This is a genomic window from Acinetobacter sp. TYF_19, from assembly GCF_043105125.1.
Lineage (GTDB): Bacteria > Pseudomonadota > Gammaproteobacteria > Pseudomonadales > Moraxellaceae > Acinetobacter > Acinetobacter johnsonii.
In genome coordinates this window covers 46,662-71,680 of record NZ_JBICLH010000019.1, presented here as the reverse complement: position 1 = coordinate 71,680, position 25,019 = coordinate 46,662, and the positions used below count along the sequence as shown (strand labels likewise).

25 protein-coding genes are annotated in these 25,019 nt (G+C 43.4%); 14 read left to right on the top strand and 11 right to left on the bottom strand.

Annotated features, from left to right (window positions below):
- Positions 1–7 precede the first annotated feature (7 nt).
- The gene (locus ACF8FD_RS02290) at positions 8–997 is read right to left on the bottom strand and encodes a hypothetical protein (protein ID WP_281963591.1); all 990 of its coding nucleotides are present in this window, start codon (positions 995–997) and stop codon (positions 8–10) included.
- Positions 998–1,177: 180 nt separating this feature from the next.
- The gene (locus ACF8FD_RS02285; protein ID WP_004692513.1) at positions 1,178–1,423 is read right to left on the bottom strand and encodes a SlyX family protein; all 246 of its coding nucleotides are present in this window, start codon (positions 1,421–1,423) and stop codon (positions 1,178–1,180) included.
- Positions 1,424–1,458: 35 nt separating this feature from the next.
- Between ACF8FD_RS02285 and ACF8FD_RS02280 the strand changes: the two genes are divergently transcribed.
- Together ACF8FD_RS02280 and ACF8FD_RS02275 are read left to right on the top strand one after the other, a co-directional pair.
- Positions 1,459–3,354: an ATP-binding cassette domain-containing protein gene (locus tag ACF8FD_RS02280; RefSeq protein ID WP_004692515.1), complete on the top strand. Its 1,896-nt coding sequence runs from the start codon at positions 1,459–1,461 to the stop codon at positions 3,352–3,354.
- 247 nt (positions 3,355–3,601) lie between these two features.
- Positions 3,602–4,540: a lauroyl acyltransferase gene (locus tag ACF8FD_RS02275; RefSeq protein WP_114836449.1), complete on the top strand. Its 939-nt coding sequence runs from the start codon at positions 3,602–3,604 to the stop codon at positions 4,538–4,540.
- Between the two features lie 289 nt (positions 4,541–4,829).
- On the opposite strand, the gene ACF8FD_RS02270 is transcribed toward ACF8FD_RS02275, so the two are convergent.
- Positions 4,830–5,939, bottom strand: a complete 1,110-nt coding sequence (locus ACF8FD_RS02270; protein WP_392453052.1) for an endonuclease/exonuclease/phosphatase family protein — start codon at positions 5,937–5,939, stop codon at positions 4,830–4,832.
- 185 nt (positions 5,940–6,124) lie between these two features.
- On the opposite strand from ACF8FD_RS02270, the gene asd reads away from it, so the two are divergent.
- From asd to truA, 5 genes are all read left to right on the top strand, one after another.
- Positions 6,125–7,243 (top strand): aspartate-semialdehyde dehydrogenase, encoded by a 1,119-nt coding sequence (gene asd, locus ACF8FD_RS02265; RefSeq protein ID WP_004692521.1) that lies wholly within the window; start codon positions 6,125–6,127, stop codon positions 7,241–7,243.
- Positions 7,244–7,384: 141 nt separating this feature from the next.
- Positions 7,385–8,752, top strand: coding sequence for a FimV family protein (locus tag ACF8FD_RS02260; protein WP_392453050.1), 1,368 nt, complete (start codon positions 7,385–7,387; stop codon positions 8,750–8,752).
- 65 nt (positions 8,753–8,817) lie between these two features.
- Positions 8,818–10,119 (top strand): hypothetical protein, encoded by a 1,302-nt coding sequence (locus tag ACF8FD_RS02255; protein ID WP_392453048.1) that lies wholly within the window; start codon positions 8,818–8,820, stop codon positions 10,117–10,119.
- A gap of 49 nt (positions 10,120–10,168) precedes the next feature.
- The gene (locus ACF8FD_RS02250; RefSeq protein WP_392453046.1) at positions 10,169–11,137 is read left to right on the top strand and encodes an asparaginase; all 969 of its coding nucleotides are present in this window, start codon (positions 10,169–10,171) and stop codon (positions 11,135–11,137) included.
- 12 nt (positions 11,138–11,149) lie between these two features.
- Positions 11,150–11,947 carry a tRNA pseudouridine(38-40) synthase TruA gene (gene truA / locus ACF8FD_RS02245; RefSeq protein ID WP_058868875.1) on the top strand — a complete coding sequence of 266 codons (798 nt, stop codon included), beginning with the start codon at positions 11,150–11,152 and terminating at the stop codon, positions 11,945–11,947.
- A gap of 88 nt (positions 11,948–12,035) precedes the next feature.
- Here truA and ACF8FD_RS02240 read toward each other — a convergent pair whose 3' ends face one another.
- Entirely contained in the window at positions 12,036–13,043 is a 1,008-nt protein-coding gene (locus tag ACF8FD_RS02240) for an AraC family transcriptional regulator (protein WP_005400861.1), read from the bottom strand.
- Between the two features lie 230 nt (positions 13,044–13,273).
- Between ACF8FD_RS02240 and infA the strand changes: the two genes are divergently transcribed.
- The 3 genes from infA (at position 13,274) to ACF8FD_RS02225 (ending at position 14,487) form a co-directional block, all read left to right on the top strand.
- Positions 13,274–13,495, top strand: a complete 222-nt coding sequence (gene infA, locus ACF8FD_RS02235; RefSeq protein WP_004692529.1) for a translation initiation factor IF-1 — start codon at positions 13,274–13,276, stop codon at positions 13,493–13,495.
- A gap of 647 nt (positions 13,496–14,142) precedes the next feature.
- A complete protein-coding gene (locus ACF8FD_RS02230; RefSeq protein ID WP_281963585.1) occupies positions 14,143–14,310 on the top strand; it encodes a hypothetical protein in 168 nt (55 codons plus the stop codon).
- Between the two features lie 36 nt (positions 14,311–14,346).
- A complete protein-coding gene (locus ACF8FD_RS02225; RefSeq protein WP_281963584.1) occupies positions 14,347–14,487 on the top strand; it encodes a hypothetical protein in 141 nt (46 codons plus the stop codon).
- Positions 14,488–14,625: 138 nt separating this feature from the next.
- On the opposite strand, the gene leuB is transcribed toward ACF8FD_RS02225, so the two are convergent.
- The 4 genes from leuB to leuC form a co-directional block, all read right to left on the bottom strand.
- A complete protein-coding gene (leuB, locus tag ACF8FD_RS02220) occupies positions 14,626–15,705 on the bottom strand; it encodes a 3-isopropylmalate dehydrogenase (RefSeq protein ID WP_281963583.1) in 1,080 nt (359 codons plus the stop codon).
- A 37-nt stretch (positions 15,706–15,742) separates the two neighbouring features.
- Entirely contained in the window at positions 15,743–16,303 is a 561-nt protein-coding gene (locus ACF8FD_RS02215) for a hypothetical protein (protein ID WP_281963582.1), read from the bottom strand.
- A gap of 99 nt (positions 16,304–16,402) precedes the next feature.
- Positions 16,403–17,053 (bottom strand): 3-isopropylmalate dehydratase small subunit, encoded by a 651-nt coding sequence (gene leuD, locus ACF8FD_RS02210; RefSeq protein WP_005400865.1) that lies wholly within the window; start codon positions 17,051–17,053, stop codon positions 16,403–16,405.
- Positions 17,054–17,074: 21 nt separating this feature from the next.
- Positions 17,075–18,508, bottom strand: a complete 1,434-nt coding sequence (gene leuC, locus ACF8FD_RS02205; protein WP_279679190.1) for a 3-isopropylmalate dehydratase large subunit — start codon at positions 18,506–18,508, stop codon at positions 17,075–17,077.
- Between the two features lie 498 nt (positions 18,509–19,006).
- Between leuC and ACF8FD_RS02200 the strand changes: the two genes are divergently transcribed.
- Positions 19,007–19,243: a DUF2061 domain-containing protein gene (locus tag ACF8FD_RS02200; protein WP_004692541.1), complete on the top strand. Its 237-nt coding sequence runs from the start codon at positions 19,007–19,009 to the stop codon at positions 19,241–19,243.
- Between the two features lie 160 nt (positions 19,244–19,403).
- Positions 19,404–20,261 (top strand): LysR family transcriptional regulator, encoded by an 858-nt coding sequence (locus ACF8FD_RS02195; protein WP_004692542.1) that lies wholly within the window; start codon positions 19,404–19,406, stop codon positions 20,259–20,261.
- A 58-nt stretch (positions 20,262–20,319) separates the two neighbouring features.
- On the opposite strand, the gene ACF8FD_RS02190 is transcribed toward ACF8FD_RS02195, so the two are convergent.
- The 3 genes from ACF8FD_RS02190 to ACF8FD_RS02180 all read right to left on the bottom strand — a co-directional run bounded on the left by ACF8FD_RS02190 (position 20,320) and on the right by ACF8FD_RS02180 (position 21,972).
- Positions 20,320–20,826 (bottom strand): DUF2628 domain-containing protein, encoded by a 507-nt coding sequence (locus ACF8FD_RS02190; RefSeq protein WP_058868870.1) that lies wholly within the window; start codon positions 20,824–20,826, stop codon positions 20,320–20,322.
- Positions 20,827–20,896: 70 nt separating this feature from the next.
- Positions 20,897–21,142 carry a DUF2789 family protein gene (locus tag ACF8FD_RS02185; protein WP_058868869.1) on the bottom strand — a complete coding sequence of 82 codons (246 nt, stop codon included), beginning with the start codon at positions 21,140–21,142 and terminating at the stop codon, positions 20,897–20,899.
- A 179-nt stretch (positions 21,143–21,321) separates the two neighbouring features.
- Positions 21,322–21,972, bottom strand: a complete 651-nt coding sequence (locus tag ACF8FD_RS02180) for an HAD family phosphatase (protein ID WP_125280798.1) — start codon at positions 21,970–21,972, stop codon at positions 21,322–21,324.
- Positions 21,973–22,154: 182 nt separating this feature from the next.
- Between ACF8FD_RS02180 and ACF8FD_RS02175 the strand changes: the two genes are divergently transcribed.
- Positions 22,155–22,637 carry an RNA pyrophosphohydrolase gene (locus tag ACF8FD_RS02175; protein WP_004692547.1) on the top strand — a complete coding sequence of 161 codons (483 nt, stop codon included), beginning with the start codon at positions 22,155–22,157 and terminating at the stop codon, positions 22,635–22,637.
- 81 nt (positions 22,638–22,718) lie between these two features.
- Positions 22,719–25,016, top strand: a complete 2,298-nt coding sequence (gene ptsP / locus ACF8FD_RS02170) for a phosphoenolpyruvate--protein phosphotransferase (RefSeq protein ID WP_004978924.1) — start codon at positions 22,719–22,721, stop codon at positions 25,014–25,016.
- The last annotated feature ends 3 nt before the right edge of the window (positions 25,017–25,019 follow it).

Below are 25,019 nucleotides of genomic sequence, written 5' to 3'. Positions count from 1 at the left end.
GATAAAATTAATTTAAGAACATTTCATGACTATATAGAACTTCATGTCCATTCCAGTAAATATAGCCTTTATCGAGTAACTCTTTCAGTAACATACGTACATCTGACTTCGGAAACATTTGCTCAAGCAAATCACGTAGTGCATAGATATCTTTGGGTTTATTGGTTTTTAACTCGCGCAGTTTTTGTGCAACCTCAAGCTGTACAGGGTCAATCTGTGCAAAGTTTTTAAACAACTCTTGTTGCGCAGACTGCGTATCTACAGTTGGTTCAAGCTTATCCACGACACTGTCTTTTTGCAGTTGCTGTAGCGCTTGCTGCATGCTTTGCGGCTGTGTAATTGGGTCTTGTTCATCTAAATTCAGTGCTAACCACTGCTTCAACACTTTTTTACGAAAGCGAATCTGCTCATCATAGCGTTTGATGATTTTGAGATTAATCAACATCCCCACTACCCGCTGCGTCTTTTCAGGTACGAGTTGCAAAATATTACTTATTGAATTTTTTAGACCGTCCAATGTGTTCGGCTTACCTGACATTTCCCCCAAAGCATCACAATATTTTTTGACCATTTTTAAATAAGGCTGATTTTTGATGCTGTCTAAACTGGGAAGATGACGTTGACTTGGTACAGCTTCAGACTGAATGAGGATCAAATTGCTCTGAATATCCGAAGATTGCATTAAGTCCAAAAGTATTTCTGCTGTATTGACCGCAGAGATAATTTCAACCTGCGTCTCTGGCTCAAGCAAAGCCATTAACTGCCCCACCACCACGGCATATTCGAACTCTTTTTGCTCGGCTTTGGGCGTGTCTAAAATCACCACTTGACCACTACTGATCCAAGCAGCCAGTTCCGTCAAATCTTGCAATGCATACTCAAATTGACCTTGGCAATGAAACAAATACAAAGTCGGATAATGCTCCACAATCTCACGCAACAATTTGGCCGTCGGAACATTATTTTCAAGGTCAAGAAGAACAACTTTTTGAGTCATAGGACAGTTTTTATGGGATGCACCAGAAAGCGGGTATTAGAGTAGGAACTGCATCAAAGGTCAAATGATTTCGTCAGTCAAATCGAGCTTTGAGTTGGGTAAAACAAAAAAAGAGAGAAGACTCAGCAATATCTATAACCCACATCACAGCATTTTTTTAGCCCAAGACAGCAAATGAACTTAATAATGTGGTGGACGATCGGCCATCGGGTCAAATGTCGCAATTCCATCGGACAAATCTGAAGATTCAACACGTTGATACAAAATTTGCATTTGTTTTTTTAAATCAGCAATTTCCAGTCCTTGAATCACCAATTGTTCATTGAGCTGTTCAACTAAATCATCTAAAAATGCAATTCGGACTTGCAAATCTTCAATGGGTGCGGACAATGGCGCTTGATTATCAATATTTTGTTGTTTAGACACTTCAAGTCCTCATTTGAGATTTTTCAGGAAACATTATGGCCTATATTACTTTAAGGGATGTCCAACTTGCGTTTGGTGGACCTGCCTTGCTCGACGGCGCGAACTTTTCATTGGAGCGCGGTGAACGAGTGTGTTTAATTGGTCGTAATGGTGAAGGTAAGTCTACTTTACTTAAACTGATCGAGGGAAGTTTATTACCCGATTCTGGTGAAGTTTCTCTACAGAATGGCATCACCATTTCGATGTTAGCGCAAGACGTGCCGATGGACTCAGGCAAAGTGGCGGATATCGTGGCGGACGGCGCAGGTGAAGCCGCGGATGTACTCAGAGCCTATCATGAAGCCAGTGATGCTTGTGTACTTGGAGACATGGAAGCGTGTGACCGCATGGGTAACTTGCAACACAAACTAGATCAGTTAGATGGCTGGGCTTTAGAAACCAAAGTCAATTCTATTTTAAGTAAAATGGGCCTAGACCCAGATGCCGATTTGGCCGATTTGTCGGGTGGTCGTAAGCGTCGTGTGCTGCTTGCTCGTGCGCTTCTTACCCAACCCGATGTGCTATTACTGGACGAACCAACCAACCATTTGGACGTTGAAAGTATTGAATGGCTCGAGAAGTTTTTACTCGATCAAAATAATTTAACTTTACTGTTCATCTCACATGACCGTTCATTTGTGGACAGCATTGCGACTCGAATTGTTGAACTCGACCGCGGCACCCTGCGCAGCTATGAAGGTAACTACTCACGTTACCTCGAGCTGAAAGCACAGCAAATGGAAGCCGAAGAAAAGCAGAATGCACTGTTTGACAAACGCTTGGCTGAAGAAGAAGTATGGATTCGCCAAGGCATTAAAGCCCGTCGTACGCGTAACGAAGGTCGTGTACGTGCCTTAAAAGAACTACGTGAACAATCAAAAGCCCGTCGCTCACAGCAAGGCAAAGTCAGCATGGCGACACAAGATGCTAGCCGTTCAGGTAAAGTGGTCTTTGAAATTGAGAACTTAAGCGTTCGCTTTGGTCATGATGCGCCGATCATCAAAGACTTCTCCGCATTGGTGTTACGTGGTGACCGTATTGGTCTTGTTGGTGACAACGGTGTCGGTAAAACCACCCTCATTAAAGCCATTTTAGGCGAACAAGAACATACGGGTACGGTGAAAACTGGCACACAATTGGAAGTAGCTTACTTCGACCAATTACGTAATGCCCTCGACCTTGAAAAATCAGTCAAAGATAACGTGTCAGAAGGTTCTGACCATGTCGATGTGAATGGTAACCGTCGTCACATTTACAGCTATTTGCAAGATTTCTTGTTCTCACCAGAACGTGCGCGTACACCAGTCAAAGCTCTTTCAGGCGGTGAGCGTAACCGTATTCTTTTAGCCAAATTACTACTTAAGCCATCTAACTTAATCGTGATGGACGAACCCACCAATGACTTGGATATGGTGACACTAGAGCTGCTAGAAGAAATGTTGTCCGACTACAAAGGCACCTTACTGCTTATTTCGCATGACCGTGCCTTTATGGATAACGTGGTCACCTCAACTTGGGTGTTTGATGGTAAAGGCAATATCGATGAATACATCGGTGGTTACCAAGATTACTTACAACAGCGACCAGACCAAACTGCGGTTGATCAAAAAAGTGCTGTGAAAAAAGCAGCAGCGAAAGCTGAAGCGAACGCAGCACCTGCTAAAAAAGTCAAACTCAGCTATAAAGATCAACGTGCGCTTGAACAACTGCCTGCCGAAATGGAAGCACTGGAAAAAGAGCAAGCGGAAATCAATGCTTCACTTGCAGATGGTTCATTATTTATTTCAGATGCAGACAAGGCGATGACGTTGTCGAATCGTTTGACTGAAATTGATGAGCTATTGCTGGAAAAACTGGAACGTTGGGAAGAACTGGAAAATTTAACCAAATAATTTCTCATGAGCTCCATAAAAAAACTCCGCGTCACGCGGAGTTTTTTTATGGAGCTCAGTTGAGGGTGCCCACCACCATCGAGAAGATGTCCATCTCTTCCACTTGGGTGCGTTCGTCTACATCATCCAAGCCTATATCACATCACATTTGCAGAGTGCGAACATCGGGTTGATTCTGAACATTGCCCCTTCATTCTTGCTTCATGCTAAACTCGAAACATTCTTTTTTCAGCCTTTATCGCAATTTATGAGTTCGAAGCCAGACTATCAACCCGGTGAATTTCAGTGGTCTTTTCTGCACCCCAAATATTGGGGCGTTTGGATTGGTATCGTCTTTCTCATGATATTGGCGATTCTCCCATGGGCAATTCAACACCGATTGGCCACCCTTTTAGGTAACCTCAGCTTTAAATATTTGAAGTCGCGACGTAAAACCACCGTTCGTAATCTGGAGGTGTGTTTCCCTGAATGGTCGGCCCAAGAAGTCCTTGAAAATGCCCGTTTAGTTTTTGTCGATCAAATGCTGGGCGCATTTGAAACGCTGAATGCGTGGTATAGCCCAAAGTGGTTTACTGGCCGTGTCAGTATTGAAGGTTTAGAACATATTCAAAAAGCACAAGCAGAAGGTAAAGGCGCACTGCTTTTAGGAACCCACTCTACTTTGCTCGATGCAGGTGGTTATCTATGCGCGCAGTATTTTGAACCAGATGTGGTGTATCGCCCACAAAATAATCCACTGCTGGATATGCTCATCTACCGCTGCCGTGCCACCATTTATGCACATCAAATCGATCATGATGACATGCGTGGTTTAGTCCGTAACTTAAAAAATGGCCATGCCATTTGGTATAGTCCAGATCAAGACTTTGGTTTAAAACAAGGTGTTATGGCGCCATTTTTTGGCGTCCCCGCAGCGACCGTTACAGCACACCGTCGTTTATTGAAAATGACCAAGGCTGCGGCCATCCCTCTGTATTTTTATCGTGATGGGGATATTAAAAACCCACAATACAAAGTGTTGATTGAACCTGCGGTGGAAAACTTACCCAGTGAAGATGAAGTCGATGATGCGACACGTGTGAATCAAATTATTGAAAATCAACTCCGCATTGCTCCGACTCAATATATGTGGTTCCACCGTCGCTTTAAAACTCGCCCTGCAGGCTATGACAAGATTTATTTTTAACAAAAAAAGAGCTGCTTAAAAAGTAGAACCCGAGTTCTGCGTCCTGCAAAACTCGGGTACATGAGGTTGTGCTTTCAACGTAATTTTTGTTTTATTCGGTGGCATTCCATACCTACATCATATCCATGATGATTTCCATCAGCTTCAACTTCCATACTGGGATGATCCATTCCCGCTCCATCTGCTGATGAGACTAGGATACGGGCATACCAAATGACTAACCATTCGTCAGATTCCCAAATCCCTGTAAGCCATATCCTACACTGATGAAATCCGCGCGCCCCTATATTTACTGGTAATCTTTGGCAATTTTATCTGTCACCTGCTTACCTTCTCGTTCCGCTTTCTCAATTCCATCTTCAATCGCCTCTTGTGCTTCTTGCTCATCGGCTTCAGTTTGTTCCAGCTCTTCTTGTACTTGCTCAAATACCCGACCTGTTTGAAGCACCACATATACAGGGAAATGATCTGAACCAATATGTGGTAAACGCTGCATCTGCACTAAGGCAAAATCCGTACTGTGAAAGACATGATCCAATGACCAGCGCAGTAAGGGATAGTCGGCATGAAAAGTATTGACAAAATGTCGTCCGACTCGGGGGTCTAGCAGCCCACTGATCCGTTGAAAAAGTCGTGTCGTACGCGACCACGCCACATCATTCAAATCCCCCATCACAATGCAACTTTCATCCAAATCTTTAATCTGATCCCCGACTATTAATAATTCAGCATCACGTAAAGTAGAGTCTTTGGCTTCGGTCGGACTTGGTGGTTTCGGGTGTAAGCAGTACAGTTGCACTGGCTGTCCTGACCTTAAGATGACTGTGGCATGAATCGAAGGAATTTCATCGCTCAAAATAAACTTAACTTCAATATCTTCAAGCGCTAAACGACTATACAAATGCATGCCATACAGATTATCCAAAGGCACTGCAACCCGATAGGGATAGTCATCTTCCAGTACACTCAAGGCTTGTTCCCAATGTGCATCCGACTCTAAAGTCAAAATCAAGTCCGGTTGATGCTGACGAATTTGTTGCAGTAATAAGTGGTATTGAGTATTGGGCGTTAGTACATTCGACACAATTAAAGAAATCTGGCGTTCTGGCTGTAACTCTGTTTTAGCAACCGTTTTCACCTGCTTTTTCCACACAAAAGTATAAGGCAACACCATTTTGAGTTGGTACGCCACTGCCGCAATTAACCCCAGCAAAATGACTTCACGCACCCAATCCCAAGGTGCATCCCAAATCAACATCAAGATAAATGCAATCAACCCCAATGCCAAAATCTGTAAGCGTGGAAAATCTGCGCCTCGAAACCACCACTCGTCTCGTGGAATCAGTGACCAAAAGCTTAACCAAATCACAACACATGCCAACAACTCAACCCAGATCATAGGCAACAACTCTTATATTCTTAATTTTTTGTAGATTCATAAATTAATATCAATTTTGCATGTAACATAAACAAGATATATTGCACAATATAATTGCTGTTTTCATTGTGTAGTGCTTGCAGTTAAGCGCTCTTTTGATACACTCGAATCCCCTTTTAATTTTTAACGCACCGAGGCAAAGTGACATGAAAGTAGGTCTGGTCGGTTGGCGCGGGATGGTTGGTTCCGTCCTTATGCAACGTATGGTTGAAGAGAATGATTTTGCTCATTTTGAGCCATTTTATTTCTCTACCAGTAATGCAGGTGGTGAAGCGCCTGCGTTTGGCGGTAAAACTGCCCCAGCACTTATGGATGCATCAGACATTAACAGTCTGAAGCAAATGGATGTCATTATTACCTGCCAAGGCGGCGACTATACCTCTGAAGTTTTCCCGAAGCTCAAAGCGGAAAACTGGACGGGCTATTGGATTGATGCGGCATCTACACTGCGTATGGAAGATGAAGCCATCATCGTACTTGACCCTGTCAACATGAACGTGATTAAAGATGGTTTAGTAAACGGCACCAAAACATTCGTGGGCGGTAACTGTACTGTTTCACTGATGCTGATGGGCTTAGGTGGTTTATTCCAAAACAATTTAGTGGAATGGGCGACCTCGATGACTTATCAAGCAGCGTCAGGTGCTGGTGCGCAAAATATGCGTGAACTGATCTCTGGTATGGGCTATTTGTACAACAACACCAAAGATTTGTTAGATGACCCACGCTCTCCAATTCTAGATATTGACTCTAAAATTGCGGAATTACAACGTGGCGAAGGTTTCCCTTCAGCAAACTTTGGCGTGCCATTAGCAGGCTCACTCATTCCTTATATCGACAAACAATTAGACAGCGGTCAGTCGAAAGAAGAATGGAAAGGTCAAGTTGAAACCAACAAGATCTTGGGCAACCAGCAAATCGTTCCGATTGACGGTCATTGTGTACGTATTGGTGCGATGCGTTGTCACTCTCAAGCTTTAACATTAAAGCTGAAGAAAGACGTGCCTCTCGATGAAATCGAAGATATGTTACGTAGCGCAAACCAATGGGCAAAAGTGGTTCCAAATACCCGTGAAGCGTCTATGACTGACTTAACGCCTGTGGCTGTAACAGGCACATTAACAGTTCCTGTTGGTCGTCTACGCAAATTGAATATGGGCAAAGAGTACTTAGGTGCTTTCACTGTCGGTGATCAATTACTTTGGGGTGCTGCGGAACCCTTACGCCGTATGCTCCGTATCCTGATTGACTACAAAAATACTTAAGCATTTACCCGCTAAAGTATTAAGCCGATCACACTTGATCGGCTTTTTTTTGTAACCCTGATGTTAACGTTTTACAAATAACACACAACTCGCTAATCTATAATTTTCGCTTTGCGATCTGTGACCGAGCTAAAGATTAAGATGACCGTAAATAACAAATTAAAGATAGCCATTTTAGCCATTATTGCTTCGCAAAATGTGAATGCGATCACTGTCGATCCTATTCAAATTCAATCTGCACCTGGGGAACTGTTGTATGCCGAATTGAACTTTCACGATGCCGATCCGAATGCTCCGATTCAAGCCAGTCTAGCCAGCGCAGAAGATTTGATGTCTCTTGGTGTCATGCATCAACCGCCCAGTAATCTGAACTTTTTTACCCGTCGTACCAGCGCCAGTACAGGTGTGATTACAATTACCTCTTCACGTCCTTTAACGGAAGCAGAACTGAACATTGTCGTCAAAATCAAAGAAGGCAATGCGGCACGGCTACAACATATTAAAACAGCCAATAAACGCTCGGCAGCACTTCAAGCCCGTACGAATAATAATGAAAAAGCCTTAAAACCGGTGGTGATTGTCAACGAAAAAGATATTGCGCTGAACTTACCTGTCAGCACACAATTCAATAGCTTAAAAACAACAGCTGCGCCGACGACAAACACGACGCCCCTCAAACTCAATAACCATACTCCACCAAGCATGAGTGCGACCGCTATTGCAGCACCAACGCAAGTTATTTCAGTAGCCTCTGCACAAATTGCAGCAGCGGCTCAAACTTCAGCTCCACGTGTTGAACCGATTACTCAAGCGAAAAAATCGGCAGATCCGTTAGTGCAAAAGTATGCCGATTCAGTTCAAAAATCAGATGCGCCAATTTCTGCACAGGCCAGCCCACAACCTAGTCCATCGACAGCAAAAACAACACCTGCTGCACCTGCAACTACTGCACGCCAAGCCGCACCTCAAAGTGCCCATGTAGTTCGGTCGAATGAATCTCTCTGGGGCATTGCATCGCGTATTGCTGCTGAAGAAAACCGTCCTGTCGGTGAAGTCATGCAACAAATTAAAGCCAAGAATGAACATGCCTTTATTCAAGGTGACATAAACCGTTTACGTCGTGGTGCTAACCTCAATTTAACGGGCCTACAAACAGCAAAATCAGAGCAAAAAGTCTCCGTTTCATCACTTCCAAAACAAAGCTCACAGCAATCTGGCAAGGCGAAATACCGCCTCAATCAAGCCGAGATGAGCTTGGTGGCAGAGAAAGAGCAAGATTCAAGTCACGGTTCTGCCAAGAAGTCGACAGAAAAGAATCAAACATCAAACGAGTTGTCATTAAAAGTTATGACATCTCGTGAAAAAACCGTTAAATTACAGAGAAACGTAACACAATTAGAAGTGGCACTTAATCAGAAAGATCAGAGAATTCAATTACTAAACGCTCGTCTTGCACAATTGCAACAACAATTGAAAGCACAACAAACTGAGAAAAAGCCAACACACTAAAGTGTTATTTTGATTATTTGATTTTGGATGAACTTGCACAAAGACAAGTTCAAAAGGGGTAAAACATGCTTATTTATGTGATTCCATTTATCTTACTATTGGTTGTTGCCATAGTCTTAAAAAAGCGTGAGGCGAGTAAAGAAGCAGAACCAAAAACTCAAAAAGCGGTTGCTGCAAAAAACAAAGCCAAAAAAACCAGTTCGTCTAAAAAATCCCCGCAACAAACTCAAGTCGTTGAAGATGTTGTTGCTAAAAAAGCCACGACACCACTCGCCACAGATCTACGTAATAAAATTGAAGGCCAAATTCGCGACCGCAATTTCTTCTCAGCTGAAGCACAAATCAACCAAGCCCTAAATAAAGACAATTCACAACACGAATTATATTTACTGCTGCTCGATATTCACTTGCTTCAAAAAGATGAGTTTGCCATCAGCCAATTACTGAATCATTTACGTTCTTTAGAACTGGATGATATTTTGGCACAAGCAGAAGCCAAAAAATCGGATTACGATCAATTACATCAAAATAGCCGTGACACGATTGAGTTTAAACCGACTGAAATTGCACCATCTACACCAAAACCTGTAGAAGCAACCAATACTGCTGACTTCGATGCCCTGATGTCATCAAATAATCCTGCGCCCGCTCCTGTGCAGGCCTCTGTTGTTGAACCTGTTCAAGACATTAAACCGCTTGATTTTGATACCTCAGCATTTACCACCACAACAACGGCTCAACCTGAACCGAGTATCGAAGTTCAAAGCTTAGATTTTGATATTTCTAGTTTAAATACACCAACAGCAGAACCAGCCAAACCTGCTGAAGAACTTAAACCGCTCGATTTCGGTTCACTCTCTTTAGAAAGCACGCCTGCTCAACCAGCAGAAACTGCAGCAGCCGAAATCCAACCTTTAGATTTTTCGTTCAATCTCGACACAGCGCCGACAACAACGCCAGAAGCAGAAATTTCGCCGCCTGCTGTAGATGAGCGCCCTGAATTTACATTTGATTTTTCAAGCGAATCTACGGCTGAAGCGGCAAAAGACATCCCTGCTTTTTCTTTCGATACGGTGAGCCCAAGTGAAGCGATAGTAGAAGAAACACCAGCAATTAAGCCAAACCTCAGCTTTAGTCTAGACTCTAATGCACCTGCCAATACAGTGGATCAAAGCGATCCTCTGGTGCAGTCTTTCCCTCAACTGAACGAAGTCAATGAAATACACTTAAACCTTGAGTTGGCTGAGCAATACATTCAACTTGGTGCTTTCGAAGCTGCACGTGAAATTTTGGTTGAACAAGAACCAAATTACTCTACGGAACAACGTCAGCAAGTAGAACAGTTACTGAGTCGCATAGCATCCTAAGCCATTTCGTTTTAAACTAAAGCAGTCATCACCGACTGCTTTTTTTATAATGAAAAAAATTGCGCTTATCTATATGGGTGGAACCTTTGGCTGTATTGGCGAACCCTTACAACCAATGCCTGCCGAAGACTTTATTCCCAAGCTCACACATGTCTTGCCGATTCATCTCGACATTGAATGTTTTATTGCACCTGTCATTAAAGACAGTAGCGCCTGCACGGCTGAAGACTGGTTATTGCTAATTCAGCAGATTCAACAATTGCAACTGCAACAATTCCAGCATTTTGTCGTGATTCATGGCACAGATACCTTAAGCTATGCCAGTGCTGTCGCGGCACACTTCATTGCAGATTCCGCACGTGTGGTTTTCACAGGTAGCCAATATCCATTACTTAATGTACAAGGTACAGATACGCGTGAATTTAGCGATGCGATTAGTAATTTGAATTTTGCCTTAGATGCGGTGATGAAACATCCTGTCGGAGTGTATCTAGCTTTTCATCAACAGGTATTGCATGCGCAAACCGCGTTAAAACGACATACCACAGAACTGGATGCTTTTACAGGCGTCATGGCTGAACAGCCGATTCCACATAGCTTAAAAACACACATAGTACAAACAGGTGATGTAGAACAATCCCACCAGTTCAATTGCCTCAATCTGATGATGCAACCTGTTGCCTTAGCTCAACAATTGCAGAATTTGAAAAACCTGCTTACAGCCCCACCACATTTCCTCATTTTGCAAGGTTTTGGAACGGGTAATTTAGCTGTGAATGCCGAGTTGATAGCACTTTTCGATGAATTTTACGCACAAGGCTGTGTTGCTATTTTAAGCACCCAAGTCCCTTTCGGCCGTACTGATCAGCGCTATGCAGTTGCCGCGTGGACAACTCAGGCCAAAATAATTGTCAGTGATTGCCTCGGGCATGCAGATCTGTATGCCAAAGCCCTTAAAATGTATTTACAATACCCCACTGCTGAAGCGCGCTTCAGCCATTGGCATGATTTGGGTTAATTTGAGGTACATATGCAACGTTTTGCGATCGGCATTGAGTTTTGTGGTACACACTATCGTGGTTGGCAAACCCAGCAAACAGGTGTGATCAGCGTACAAGAGACGATTGAAAAAGTACTGTCTAAAATTGCCAATGAACCGATTAGCTTACATGGTGCTGGTCGTACCGATGCGGGCGTCCATGCCACCAATATGGTGGCGCATTTTGATAGCTCGGCACTTCGTTCAGAGCGCGGTTGGTTAATGGGTAGCAACAGCCAACTGCCAAAAGATATCTCGATCCAATGGATCAAAGCGATGGATCAAGACTTTCATGCACGCTTCAAAGCGCAGGCACGTCGTTATCGTTATGTGGTCTATAACCACCCACAACGCCCTGCTCTTATGTATAAACAAGTCACACATGCCTATTATGCGCTAGATGTGGCGAAGATGATGCAAGCCGCGCAAAAGTTCGAAGGCACGCATAACTTTGAAAGCTTCCGTGCAGCCGCATGCCAATCCAATCAACCTGTCCGCCATGTCAGCCATTGTCGCTTAATTCAACATGGTCCATATTTGGTCCTCGACATTCAGGCTGATGGCTTCTTACACCATATGGTCCGCAATATCATGGGTTGCTTACTGGAAATTGGTCAAGGTATGTATGAAGTCGAGCATATTGAGGCTATTTTCGCAGCAGAAGACCGTAAAGCCGCAGGCATTACTGCCCCCCCTGATGGGCTATATTTCATTCATGCCGACTATCCAGCGCAGTTTGAGCTACCAAAGCAGCCGCTTGGGCCACACTGGCTCAATATGCCTGAATAATTTATTTTTTAATCCTCCCACTAGCCTGCTTTTTCAAAGGAAAGGGAGAAATTCCTCCCTTTTATAAAGGGAGGTTAGGAGGGATTTCTTAACGCTGCTTACGCTTGCGATATTCCACTGGGGTTTCATTGGTCCAGCGTTTAAATGCACGATAGAAGGTACTTGGCTCAGAAAAGCCCGTCAAATACACGATACGCTCTACACTTTCAGCCGTATTGGCCAAAAGTTTTTTCGCCAACCGGCAGCGATAATCAGACAAAATTTGCTGGAAGCTAGTATTCGCCTCACTAAGCTGTGTTCGTAAACGTCTTGGGGTAATACTGAGCTGAGAAGCCACTGTTTCAAGTGTGGTTTCGCCACTTTCTAGGGTTGAACCTATCGCGCGACGCACCTCACCCACCAAATCATAGCGGGCTAATTCTTGAAGTTTTTCAATCGCTAACTGCTCATGCAGTTGCAATAATTCAGGTTCCGCCTGCCACAACGGATAAGCCAAAATACTTGGGTCAAAATATAAGCGAGTTTCTTTTTGTCCTAGGCTGACAGGGCACTCATATACACGGAAATACTCATCATCAAACGCGCCTTTACTGAAGTTAAAATCAATATAGATCGGTTCAAAACGCCCTTCAGTAATAAATTTAAAGAACCGTAAAATACCGGACATCGCACATTCAGAAAAATGTCGATTGACCAAATTTTCAGCCCAAGGTTGTTCCCCATTGGTCAAATAACAACGGTCATCTTCAACCACTAACTTGGCATGAAAGGCATCACTGATCAAGCGCTGATAAGCCAAAGCGCGTTTCAAACCCTCACCAAAGTTTTCCGATGAAATAAACAAATGCTCAATCACTTGGCCACGGTATAAAGGCAGATTTTCACCCAAATGTAGACCGATGTCTGGATCTCGGCTCACTTCTTCTGCGGCCACCCAAAAAGCGTATTGCGCGCTCAAAGGCGTACGCTCATTGGTTTCCATCTGATTTAACGCAACACCCGCCTTTGTTAAAATTTCTTCTGTTGGCAACCCTGAACGACGAATCGCTTGGTAGCCTAATCGCAAGACAATCGATGCATCAGTTAGCTGACCCACGCTAGAACCTTCCTTGTATGTTCTTCATTTATACACAAAACATTAAAATTAGATTAACTGCGATTGACCGAACTGACAACAACTTATACAGTTTTTTTGTTGAAAATATTTATTCCTCTTGTTCGCTTATTTTACTGACAGATGATCAGGCAACCGCCCATTCCGCCTTGTTTTATGCAAAAAAATTGACTATAATTTGCGCCTTTCCAATTTATTCATTCAGGTAGGCTATGGCCAATAAAGAGGAACTCATCGAGTTCGAAGGCGTTGTCACCGAGACGCTTCCTAATACTATGTTTCGTGTACGTTTAGAAAACGGTCATGAAGTGATTGCTCACATCTCTGGTAAAATGCGTAAACACTATATTCGTATTTTGACTGGCGACAGTGTTAAAGTAGAAATGACACCTTATGATTTATCTAAGGGTCGTATCACTTATCGTGCGCGCTAAGTTTTAGCGAAGCGAAAAAGCCACTTTTTAAGTGGCTTTTTTAATGTCTGCGCTCAGACTAAATATTATAAATCGACTATATTTAAACCAACAATCAAACTATAATTTAATGCGATAACAACTTAATATGCCAAAATAATAATCAAGACAACTTCAATGAAGCGAGCAGTTTTACTGTTCCCCATACTCTGTGTTGCTTGCGCCACAACAAGCCAAACTCAGCTCAACTAAACCTTACAACACTATATCGGACAATCGTCAGATCAAGTTCAAAATCAACTTAACCTCAATAGCATGGGCTATAAAGTGCTCGATGCTCCTGTACATACCCCAGAGAAACTGACCTACACCCTGTTAAGTAATATGCTTATTCCGATGGCGCCCCCCAACCTTGGAACCATTGTCAGTATGGGTGCACCCATTCAGACCCTTCCGGCGGTAGCCTGAATATTGAAATGAAATGTAAAATTGAGTTCAGAGTGCATGATGGTCTTGTGGAATCTATTCACTACATCGGCAAAGCGTTTTAACGGCTGCGTTATGTTGAGCCGCTTACTTACCGTTTATCTCAAATTACTCGAAACATTCTCAAACGAACGTTCAGATATACAATACTAAAAGGGTCTGACTCTGCTTAGGGGATGATCATGAAGCCTTTTATTGTCAGTTGTTTTAGTTCCATCTGCTTTCTACTCCTTCAAGCTTGTAGCAGCTCTCCAACGCAACACCAGACCGTCGTTTCACCCGCTAAAATTGCGCTCTCCGACTATTTAGAACAATATATTGCCCAACATGTATCGAGCATTCGGCGCTAACTCAAATTACGTCATCTCGGTTATGAAACCTTAGGTGTGCCGATTCAAACACCAAATCAACTGAGTTATACCATTGTCCGACGGATTCAAATTCCAACTCCTATGCCCACTATGCGCAGTGCCAGCAGTGTCGGTGCAATTCCTATTCCCACACATACACCATTTTATGATGTTTAGTTAGAGTGCCAAGTCCACTTCTTTTTAAAAGATAGTATTGCGCAATCAATTCAATATCGAGGTAAAGCTTGTAAAGGTTATTAAATTTTGGGCATAAGAAAACGCAGCGGTTAGCTGCGTTTTCAAATTGTTTTTGGCTTAGTGCAGTGCAGCCACAACCGCCTGCCCCATTTCCACTGTACCCACTTTGCTCATGCCTTCAGACATGATATCAGCTGTACGCAAGCCTTGATCTAGGACATTGCCTACTGCATCTTCAATCGCTTGAGCAGCAGCTTCTTCACGGAAGGTATATCGCAACATCATAGCTACTGAAAGAATAGTGGCTAATGGATTGGCAATATTCTGCCCTGCGATATCAGGCGCCGAACCATGACATGGCTCATACATCCCTTTCGCATTTTCATCTAAGGATGCTGATGGCAACATCCCAATTGAACCTGTCAACATCGCGGCTTCATCAGACAAGATGTCACCAAATAAGTTACCTGTCACAATCACGTCAAACTGTTTAGGCGCGCGCACCAATTGCATTGCAGCATTATCGACATACATATGCGACAAGTTAATGTTTGGATAGTCAGCTTCTTTCATCGCCGTTACGGTTTGCTTCCAAAGCTCCGTCACTTCAAGTACGTTAGCTTTATCAACAGAACAGACTTTTCCGCCACGTAAACTAGCCATTTCAAAAGCCACTTTCGCAATACGCTTAATTTCAGACTCAGCATAAACGTCAGTGTTAAAGCCTTGTTTTTCACCATTCTCAAGCTCACGAATACCACGTGGCTGACCAAAGTAAATCCCGCCAGTTAATTCACGAACGATAAGAATATCAAGACCTGCTACAATTTCAGGCTTTAAGCTTGATGCATCTGCCAATTGCGGATACAAAATAGCTGGACGTAAGTTCGCGAATAAATTCAATTCACTACGAATTTTTAACAAACCACGCTCTGGACGGATCGAACGCTCAATGTTGTCCCACTTCGGACCACCTACCGCACCAAGTAAAATTGCATCTGCATTTTTAGCTTGTGCTGCGGTCACATCTGGATAAGGTGAACCGTGTGCATCTATGGCAGCCCCACCGAGTAGGCCCTGTTCCCACGTTAAACCTAAATTGAATTGATCATTGACTCGTGTAAGTACCTGTTCTGCGGCTTTTACAATTTCAGGACCAATGCCGTCACCAGCCAAAATCAAAATATGTTTAGACATGAAATATTCCATTGTTGGTGAGTTCTGACTCACACGATTAAAGTTTTTGTTCTACAAACTCGCCCAAGCCATTTAAGACATTGTAAGGTTTGCAAAAACGACGAATTGTTCTTTGGTTTTGCTTTAAATCGACACATAAAGGGTCAGGTGCAGACATATTCAACAAACTTCCCTGATGTCTACTGCGCGCACGGAACATCCTAAAGGTGTAGCGTTCCGCAGGCTTAAAACGATGAATGACATGCAGCGTTTCAGCGCGATCGACCGAAACGGGATAGAAGCGAATCACCAGTTCATGTTGCCCCGCTGGCACTGACAGAAACAAGGCATTCGCTTCATTCAAATCATCTCGTTTTAACCGCACAACCTTCTCTCGAATAGCCTCACGGCTGACACGATGATTGTCCACATCCACAATTTTGATCTGATTCCATCGTTCAAATTCGCAGTTCACTGTACCAGTACAGTAAAGCTGCGCATTATTTTTACTCGCTGGGGTATCCTGAATCCGCTTTATGCTTGCCGTATTCATGCTTTGGCAGGCAGTTAATGTTCCCACCAACGCCAGTAGAGCGATACGACTGTAACTCGTCACCATTGTTCAAGCCCAACCTTTACCAGTAGCAAAACGTTTAAAATTCTTTTGCTCGATATTAACAAGAGATGGCCCCAAGCACTAGATGCATCGAATTTTCAATTAAGCATGAATTTCAGCAAACACCCACGGACGTGATGCTTTGGTCTTTTCTTCATAGGCTTTGATGTCATCTGCAACCTGTAAAGTTAAACCAATATCATCCAAACCATTTAACAAACAGTGCTTACGAAATGGATCGACTTCAAATGTGAAGGCTTCACCCGATGGTGTACGTACTTCTTGCGCGCCCAAATCAATCGTTAGCTGATAGCCTTCTGTTGCTGCACATTCTTTGAAAAGTTGATCAACAATCTCTTCAGACAAAATCACAGGCAACATGCCATTTTTGAAACTATTATTAAAGAAAATGTCGGCATAGCTGGGTGCAATCACAGTACGGAAACCATATTCTTCCAATGCCCACGGCGCATGTTCGCGGCTTGAACCACAACCAAAGTTCGCACGAGAAATTAAGATGCTCGCACCTTGGTAACGTGGCTGATTCAATGCAAAATCAGGGTTTTTAGGACGTTTAGAATTGTCTTGTCCCAAAAAACCTTCATCTAAATAACGCAACTCATCAAATAAGTTTTCACCAAAACCCGTGCGTTTAATGGATTTCAAAAATTGTTTTGGAATGATCAAGTCTGTATCGACATTGGCACGGTCTAAAGGTGCAACGATACCCTGTTCAACGGTATATTTTTTCATGTCTATGCTCCCAAGCCCGAATTAAAATGAACGCACATCGACAAAATGACCTGCAATCGCTGCTGCCGCTGCCATCGCTGGGCTCACCAAGTGCGTGCGACCACCATTGCCCTGACGACCTTCGAAGTTACGGTTAGAGGTCGATGCACAGTGCTCACCGGGTTGTAATTTGTCTGCATTCATGGCTAAACACATTGAACAACCTGGCTCACGCCATTCAAAGCCCGCTTCAATCAAAACTTTGTCTAAGCCTTCGGCTTCTGCTTGCGCTTTGACTAAACCAGACCCTGGAACCACCATGGCTTGTTTAATGGTACTTGCCACTTTTTTGCCTTTGGCAACTTCAGCCGCGGCACGAATATCTTCAATTCGAGAGTTGGTACATGAACCAATAAAAACACGGTCTAACTGAATATCTGCCAACGCCTGACCTGCGGTTAAACCCATGTAGTTATAAGCACGCGTCCAATCATTGCGTTGCACTTCATCTTTGGCTTCATCTAATGTCGGTACAGCTTGAGTCACTGGAATCACCATTTCAGGCGATGTGCCCCAAGACACTTGTGGCTCAATCTCTTCACCTTGCAATACAACTACTGTGTCAAAATGCGCATCTGCATCCGAATGTAAGGTATTCCAATACGTAACTGCAGCATCCCACTGTGCACCTTGTGGTGCATATGGACGGTCTTTGACATAGGCAATGGTTTTGTCATCGACAGCGACCATACCCACACGTGCGCCGCCTTCAATCGCCATATTACACACCGTCATACGACCTTCGATCGACATATCACGGAACACTTGACCACCAAACTCGATGGCATGACCTGTACCGCCTGCAGTACCAATTTTACCGATGATGGCTAAAACTACATCTTTCGGTGTTACACCCTGACCCAATTGACCATCAACACGCACCAACATGTTTTTCATCTTCTTTTGAACCAAGCATTGGGTCGCCAATACATGCTCCACTTCAGATGTCCCAATCCCGTGTGCTAAACAGCCAAATGCGCCATGTGTTGCCGTATGAGAGTCTCCACACACCACAGTCATACCCGGTAAAGTCAAACCTTGCTCAGGCCCGACCACGTGTGCAATGCCTTGACGGACATCATTAATGTCAAACTGCACCACATTAAAGGTTTTACAGTTGTCGTCTAAGGTCTGAACTTGGATACGTGAAGTATCATCTTCAATACCTGCGATTCCTTCCGAACGCTCTTTGGTCGATGTTGGAACGTTATGATCAGGGGTTGCCACATTCGCACTTAAACGCCATGGTTTACGACCCGCAAGTTGTAAACCTTCAAAGGCTTGCGGAGAAGTCACTTCATGTAATAAATGACGGTCGATATAGAGTAAAGCCGAGCCATCGTCGCGTTGTTTTACTAAGTGGTCATCCCACAATTTGTCATACAATGTTTTTGCTTGTTGGTTTTCGCCTGCCATGTCGATTGACTCCACTGGACTGGGTAATTCTTTCATTAAAATCGATTATAGCGACGATTTCACATAAATCTAATTTATCATTTTTATTAATTTAGAAACTTTTTGGAATTATTTTAAATTCATACCTCTTTGTTTCAATCCCTTTGATGACAAGCCCTCACCGCTGGTTTTAATTCAAGCGCTATAGCCTAATTATCAACCTATTGTAGGCCTCGCAGTATATGTCTCTGCTCAGCCATGCAAGGTTTATCTTCCCTATTTAGACCCATACTTTTGAAGCTCGCTTCGTTGATGTGAATAGTAAGACAGCGACCTATGCATAGACTAAAGAGTGAAATCTACAGAAGCTTGTTTTATCAAGTCAAACATCCCAAACAATCAACTACGTCACCTTACATTCAAAAACCCAATCATGAGCAATCAAAATTTCATTTTGACTTTATTAATGATAATAATTACTATTTGCAAATGAAAGGCATTATTGAGAGGGTATTTATCATGGCGAACATTCAGAAATTTGTAGCGAACAATCAGCGCATATTCAAAAAAACCCTAAGCTATTACATCATGCACATTACCGTGGCCATGATTGTGGCTTACTTTGTCACAGGCAACTTATGGATGGCGGTCACACTCAGCTTATTAGAACCAACCGTGCAAGCCTTCGCATTCTTTTTCCATGAACGTATTTGGGAGAAAAAGAACCGTACTACCGAAGAAAATATTCCTGCTTAAGCCCTTATATCAAGCGCCCTCTCAACTCTCCAAAAGATCACATCAAGTGATCTTTTTTTATTTTATTCTAGATCCAATAAGCTCCCGTTCATTTTAAAGATCGCAATTCATATAAAATTATTTTATAATTTAATTATACTTTCATAACTAGATTATCCTTATGAATCTTGCAGCCTTCGAAGCTTTTGTAAAAGTCATGGAAACCGGCTCTATTTCTTTAGCCGCAGATCAGCTCTTCATTACGCAACCTGCTGTAACCAAACGTATTCATAGTTTAGAAGAATATTTTGGTGTGAAACTGTTTGAGTCTGCGGGTCGTGGTGTACAAGCCACGCATGCCGCACATTCACTGCTGCCTAAAGTTAAAAACTGGCTCAATGAACTGGGTGACATTCACCATACCTTGAGTCATGAACAAGGCATGGTCCAAGGCAAACTCAAAATTGGCACCAGTCACCATATTGGTTTACATCACTTGCCGAGCCATTTGCGTAGCTATGTGCAAAGCTTTCCAAATGTCACCTTAGATGTGCACTTTGTTGACTCCGAGCAAGCGCATGAAAAAGTACTGGCGGGTGATTTGGAGCTGGCATTTTTAACCCTACCGCCTAAACTCGATGAACGTTTGCAGTACGTCACCATTTGGGAAGATCCTTTGGTTTTTGTAGCAGCACCGTTTCATCCGCTGGCACAAATGCAAAACTTACAACTCGAAGACCTGATTCAATACCCAAGTTTATTGCCTGCGTCACAAACCTATACCAGCCAAATCACCTTGGCAGAGTTTGAAAAACAAGGGCTGAAACCTAAAATCACCATGAGTAATAATCCACTCGAATCGATTCGTATGTTGGCATCGATTGGACTGGGTTGGTCAGTGCTTCCAAAAACGATGATTAACCAAGACCTACAGCAGTTGAATGTGAAGTTCGAAATGAACCGTCAACTCGGTATGGTTTGGCATCCGGGCAGAACCCAATCTCGTGCGGTGCAAGAGCTGATTGCAATGATGAACTAAGCTTTACAAGCATTAAAAAACCATCCACAAGGATGGTTTTTTATTTTGCGCGAGCGAATTAAGAAGCACTTATAGCCAATGCAACCAGCCCAAGCCAAATCACCAGCAAGATCGAACCTGCTACGATATTTGTACCCCCACGATTTTCTAATTCAGTATTGACGCTACCACTTCCCAACTGGCGAGTTTTGGCAATCTGTTGATCGACATGATGTCGATATAAGGTATTCCCAAACATTCCAAATGCTACGGCCAAGCCAATATTTGCACCAGAACTTTCAATCCCCAAAAGTATTTCAACAATCCCTATAGCCACAATCAAACCAATGGCCATAAAGCCATAACTGTACATTTTTCGATAAAATAACCAGACCACACCTAAGAAAAAGGCGGCAATATTAAAGCCTGCATATTGTTTCTTTGGCGTGATTTTTTCAAATTGAGCTTGATAGTAAGACGCATATTTCGCACCGACAAACAGGGCACGATCTTGTTCTAATTGATTAACTGAAGGGACGTGTTCTAAAGACGTAGAGTCAGGAAAAGCTGGATGATCGAAAGACATAAATTTCTACTTTTATCTTATTTTTATACAGAGAGGCAAAGCTTCGACGCTCAGCCTCTTTGAGTTCTACTTATTTTTGGATGAGTGAATCTTCATGCAGGGATTCATTCAGCTGATCTACAATAATGGCCCACTCACCGTCCGATTTAATTTTTTCTGCCAAAAACTGACGTTGCGCTTCAGTCCAATACTCTGCGTCAACAATCTTGGTTTGTGCATTGAGCTGATGCGTTACAATAAACAAGGCGATGGCCTCTTCACTCGCATCTAAACCGAGTTGCTCAAACAGGTGGGTCATTCTTGGTCGTACACTCATATTTTTTCTCCACGCTTATGTTCTAATTTTTGATAGTCAAAATAGCTTTAGCCAAGATTCAACATAGCATATTTGGCTAATTTTCCAAGATCAGCCCACCTATAGCCCCACTATTTTATCTCTTTCAAATAAAGAAGACTGCCCGAAAGCAGCCTTTTTAAACAACTAAAGACAGATACTTAAATCGACCAGTCTTGAATTTCCCATGCCTGCTCTTTAGCCAATGCTTCTAGGCGGTCATCTGGATTGACGGCAATAGCATGGTCTGCGTATTCCAGTAAAAAGCGATCATTGATGGAATCTGAATACGCCCAAGACTCGCTAACATCACGCCCTGCAAGCCATTGATCTAAACGCGTCAATTTGCCTTTTTGATAGCATGGTGTATTGATCACTTTGCCCGTATATTTACCCTCAACCACTTCAGCATTGGTCGCGATAATTTCACTAATCCCAAACTCACGGAAAATCGGTGCGGTAATAAAATCAGAGGTTGCGGTAATGCCAACCAAAACATGTCCAGCATCGCGGTGTTTTTCAATGGCCGCAAAACCTTCGGGACGCATTTGCGGGCGAATCACTTTGTGCATGAACAGTTCATGTAGTTCAGTAAGGTAGGCATTGTCATGTTGGGTTAAAAATTCAAACACAAATTCATTATAGGCAATCGGGTCGAGCTGCCCTGCTTTGTAGTCTTCATAAAATTTATCGTTCATGGCGCGATGGCGAACTGGGTCGACCAAGCCTTCATTCACCAAAAACTCTCCCCAAGAATGATCTGAATCGGTGTTTAACAAGGTGTGATCGAGATCAAATAGCGCCAATTTCATGAAAATACTCGTAAAAACTGAAATTTAAGAAAAAATTTGTAAATCTATCTCCGCTAGTCGATAGAAATTCGTTAAGATCATAGCAATTTTAACATTTTTAAACTTTGCTTTTTTCGAGTTGGATACAGAAATAAAAATCCCCGATCGCAAAGTCATAAATTACACAATATTTAGGTAGCCAAATGATCGATTCGGAAGGTTTCCGACCCAATGTCGGGATCATTTTGGCAAACGAGTTTGGACAAGTTTTATGGGCAAAACGCATTGGACACAATGCTTGGCAATTTCCACAAGGAGGTATCCAATATGGAGAAACCCCTGAACAGGCACTTTATCGTGAGCTGAGAGAAGAAGTTGGCTTACTGCCCGAACACGTCCAAATTGTAGCGCAAACTAAAGGTTGGCTGCGTTATCGTTTGCCGCACCGATACATTCGTACAGATTCCGATCCCGTATGTATTGGACAAAAACAAAAGTGGTTTTTACTCAAACTCACTGCTCCCGCTCAGAATATTCGTTTGAATTTGTCTGATCCGCCTGAGTTTGACCAATGGCAGTGGGTCAGTTATTGGTACCCGCTGGGGCAAGTTGTGAATTTTAAACGCGATGTATACCGCAAAGCGATGGTGGAGCTGTGCAATCAGCTCCCTCAAAAAAAGCCTTAAAAAATCTAGACGTCCTACAGATTTTTTAAGGATCTCTTGTTATAAATAAGTTGGACGCACATTATTTTTGGAGTAGACGCGATGTCGAATATGCAACTGGATACCCTTCGACGCATTGTACAAGAAATCAATGCGTCCACCAGTTTGCATGAATCACTCGACATTATGGTCAACCATGTGGCGGAAGCCATGCATGTTGATGTTTGCTCCATCTATTTACTCGACGAACGCAATCAACGTTATTTGTTGATGGCATCGAAAGGTTTGAACCCTGATTCGGTCGGCCATGTTTCACTGCATACCAGTGAAGGCTTGGTTGGTCTGGTGGGTCAGCGTGAAGAAATCGTCAACCTTGACAATGCACCGAAACATGAACGTTTTATGTACTTACCTGAAACAGGTGAGGAAATTTATAACTCGTTTCTCGGTGTACCGGTCATGTACCGCCGTAAAGTCATGGGCGTGCTCGTGGTGCAAAACAAAGAGTCGCAAGACTTTAGTGAAGCTGCGGAGTCATTCCTCGTCACGCTCTGTGCTCAGCTTTCAGGGGTCATTGCGCATGCGCATGCGGTGGGCAATATCGATGTATTTCGTAAACCCAGCAATCTACCTGCCTATAAAACCTTCCAAGGTGTCCCGGGTTCAGGTGGAATTGCATTAGGGCGTGCCGTCATTCTCTACCCCCCTGCGGATTTGGCGGCTGTCCCTGACCGTGAAGCCGATGACATCAGTGAAGAATTAGAGCTGCTGGATCGTGCCCTCACCTCAGTGCGTGATGAAATCAAATCGCTTGATGATAAAATGCAAGATGCCCTCATGGCGGAAGAGCGCGCCCTGTTTAGCGTGTTCTTACGCATGTTGGATGAAAATGCGCTACCAGCGGAAATTAAAGAACAAATTCGTGATGGGAACTGGGCACAAGGTGCGGTGCGTATCGTCATCGATAATCACATCGATCTGTTTGAACAGATGGAAGATGACTATCTCCGTGAACGTGCAGCGGACTTAAAAGATCTCGGGCGACGGATTTTGGCCTATTTGCAAGAAGCCGACTCCAGCCACCGTGAACTTACCGATGAAAGTATTCTGATTGGAGAAGAAATCTCAACCGCAGCCTTGGTTGAACTGCCAGTCGATAAAATTGCAGCCATCGTAACTACCGAAGGCGCCATGAACTCGCATATGGTGATTGTAGCGCGCGCACTCGGTATTCCAACCGTTGTTGGTGTCACTGAACTGCCAATTAATACCCTCGATGATGTGGAAATGATAGTCGATGCGCACCAAGGGCGTGTGTTCATTAATCCACCTCGCCGTTTACGTAGTCGCTATAAAGAAATTCAAAAAGAAGAAGAACTGATTGCCAAAGATTTAAAACAGTATGAAACTAAAGATGCCATCACCCCTGATGGTGTCGCAGTCAAACTGTTCGTCAATACTGGTTTGATGATTGATGTGGTCCGTGGTGTACAACGCGGTGCCAAAGGTGTTGGTCTATATCGCTCTGAAATTCCGTTCATGCTGCGTGATCGCTTCCCAGGTGAAGAAGAACAGCGTGCGATTTATCGTCAACAGTTGAGCCACTTTGCCAACAAACCTGTGGTGATGCGTACCCTCGATATCGGTGCAGATAAGGACTTGCCTTATTTTTCAATTGAGGAAGAAAACTCCGCATTGGGCTGGCGCGGCATTCGCTTTACGCTCGACCACCCTGAAATTTTTTCTTCACAAATTCGTGCCATGCTCAAAGCCAGTATTGGTCTTAACAACCTACACATTCTTCTGCCAATGGTGACCAGTGTCAGCGAAGTAGAAGAAGCCTTGTACTTACTGGAGCGTGACTGGGTCGCGGTGCAAGAAGAAGAACAGGTCAAAATCACCAAACCAAAAATCGGGATCATGGTCGAAGTACCAAGTGTCTTATTGCAGATTGAAGAATTTGCCGAGTTGGTTGACTTTTTCTCGGTGGGTTCAAACGACCTAACCCAATATTTACTGGCCGTTGACCGTAATAATCCACGGGTTGCCAATGTCTATTCACATTTCCACCCTGCAGTTTTACGTGCACTCACCCGCTTAGTCAAAGAGTGTCATAAGTACAACAAACCGGTCAGTATTTGTGGGGAAATGGCGGGCGATCCTTTGTCTGCGATCTTATTGATGGCGATGGGCTTCAATACCCTATCAATGAGCTCAAGCAACATTCTGCGTGTACGCAAAGCCATTTGTCATGTCCCAATGCCAGATGCGGTCGAATTGCTAGAGCGTGCCTTGAAAATGAGTAATCCACTCATTGTGAAAAGTCAGATGGAATATTATTTTAAAACCCATGGTTTGGCCGATATGGTCAAATCCGCAACACGTATTGTGACGGCTTAAAGG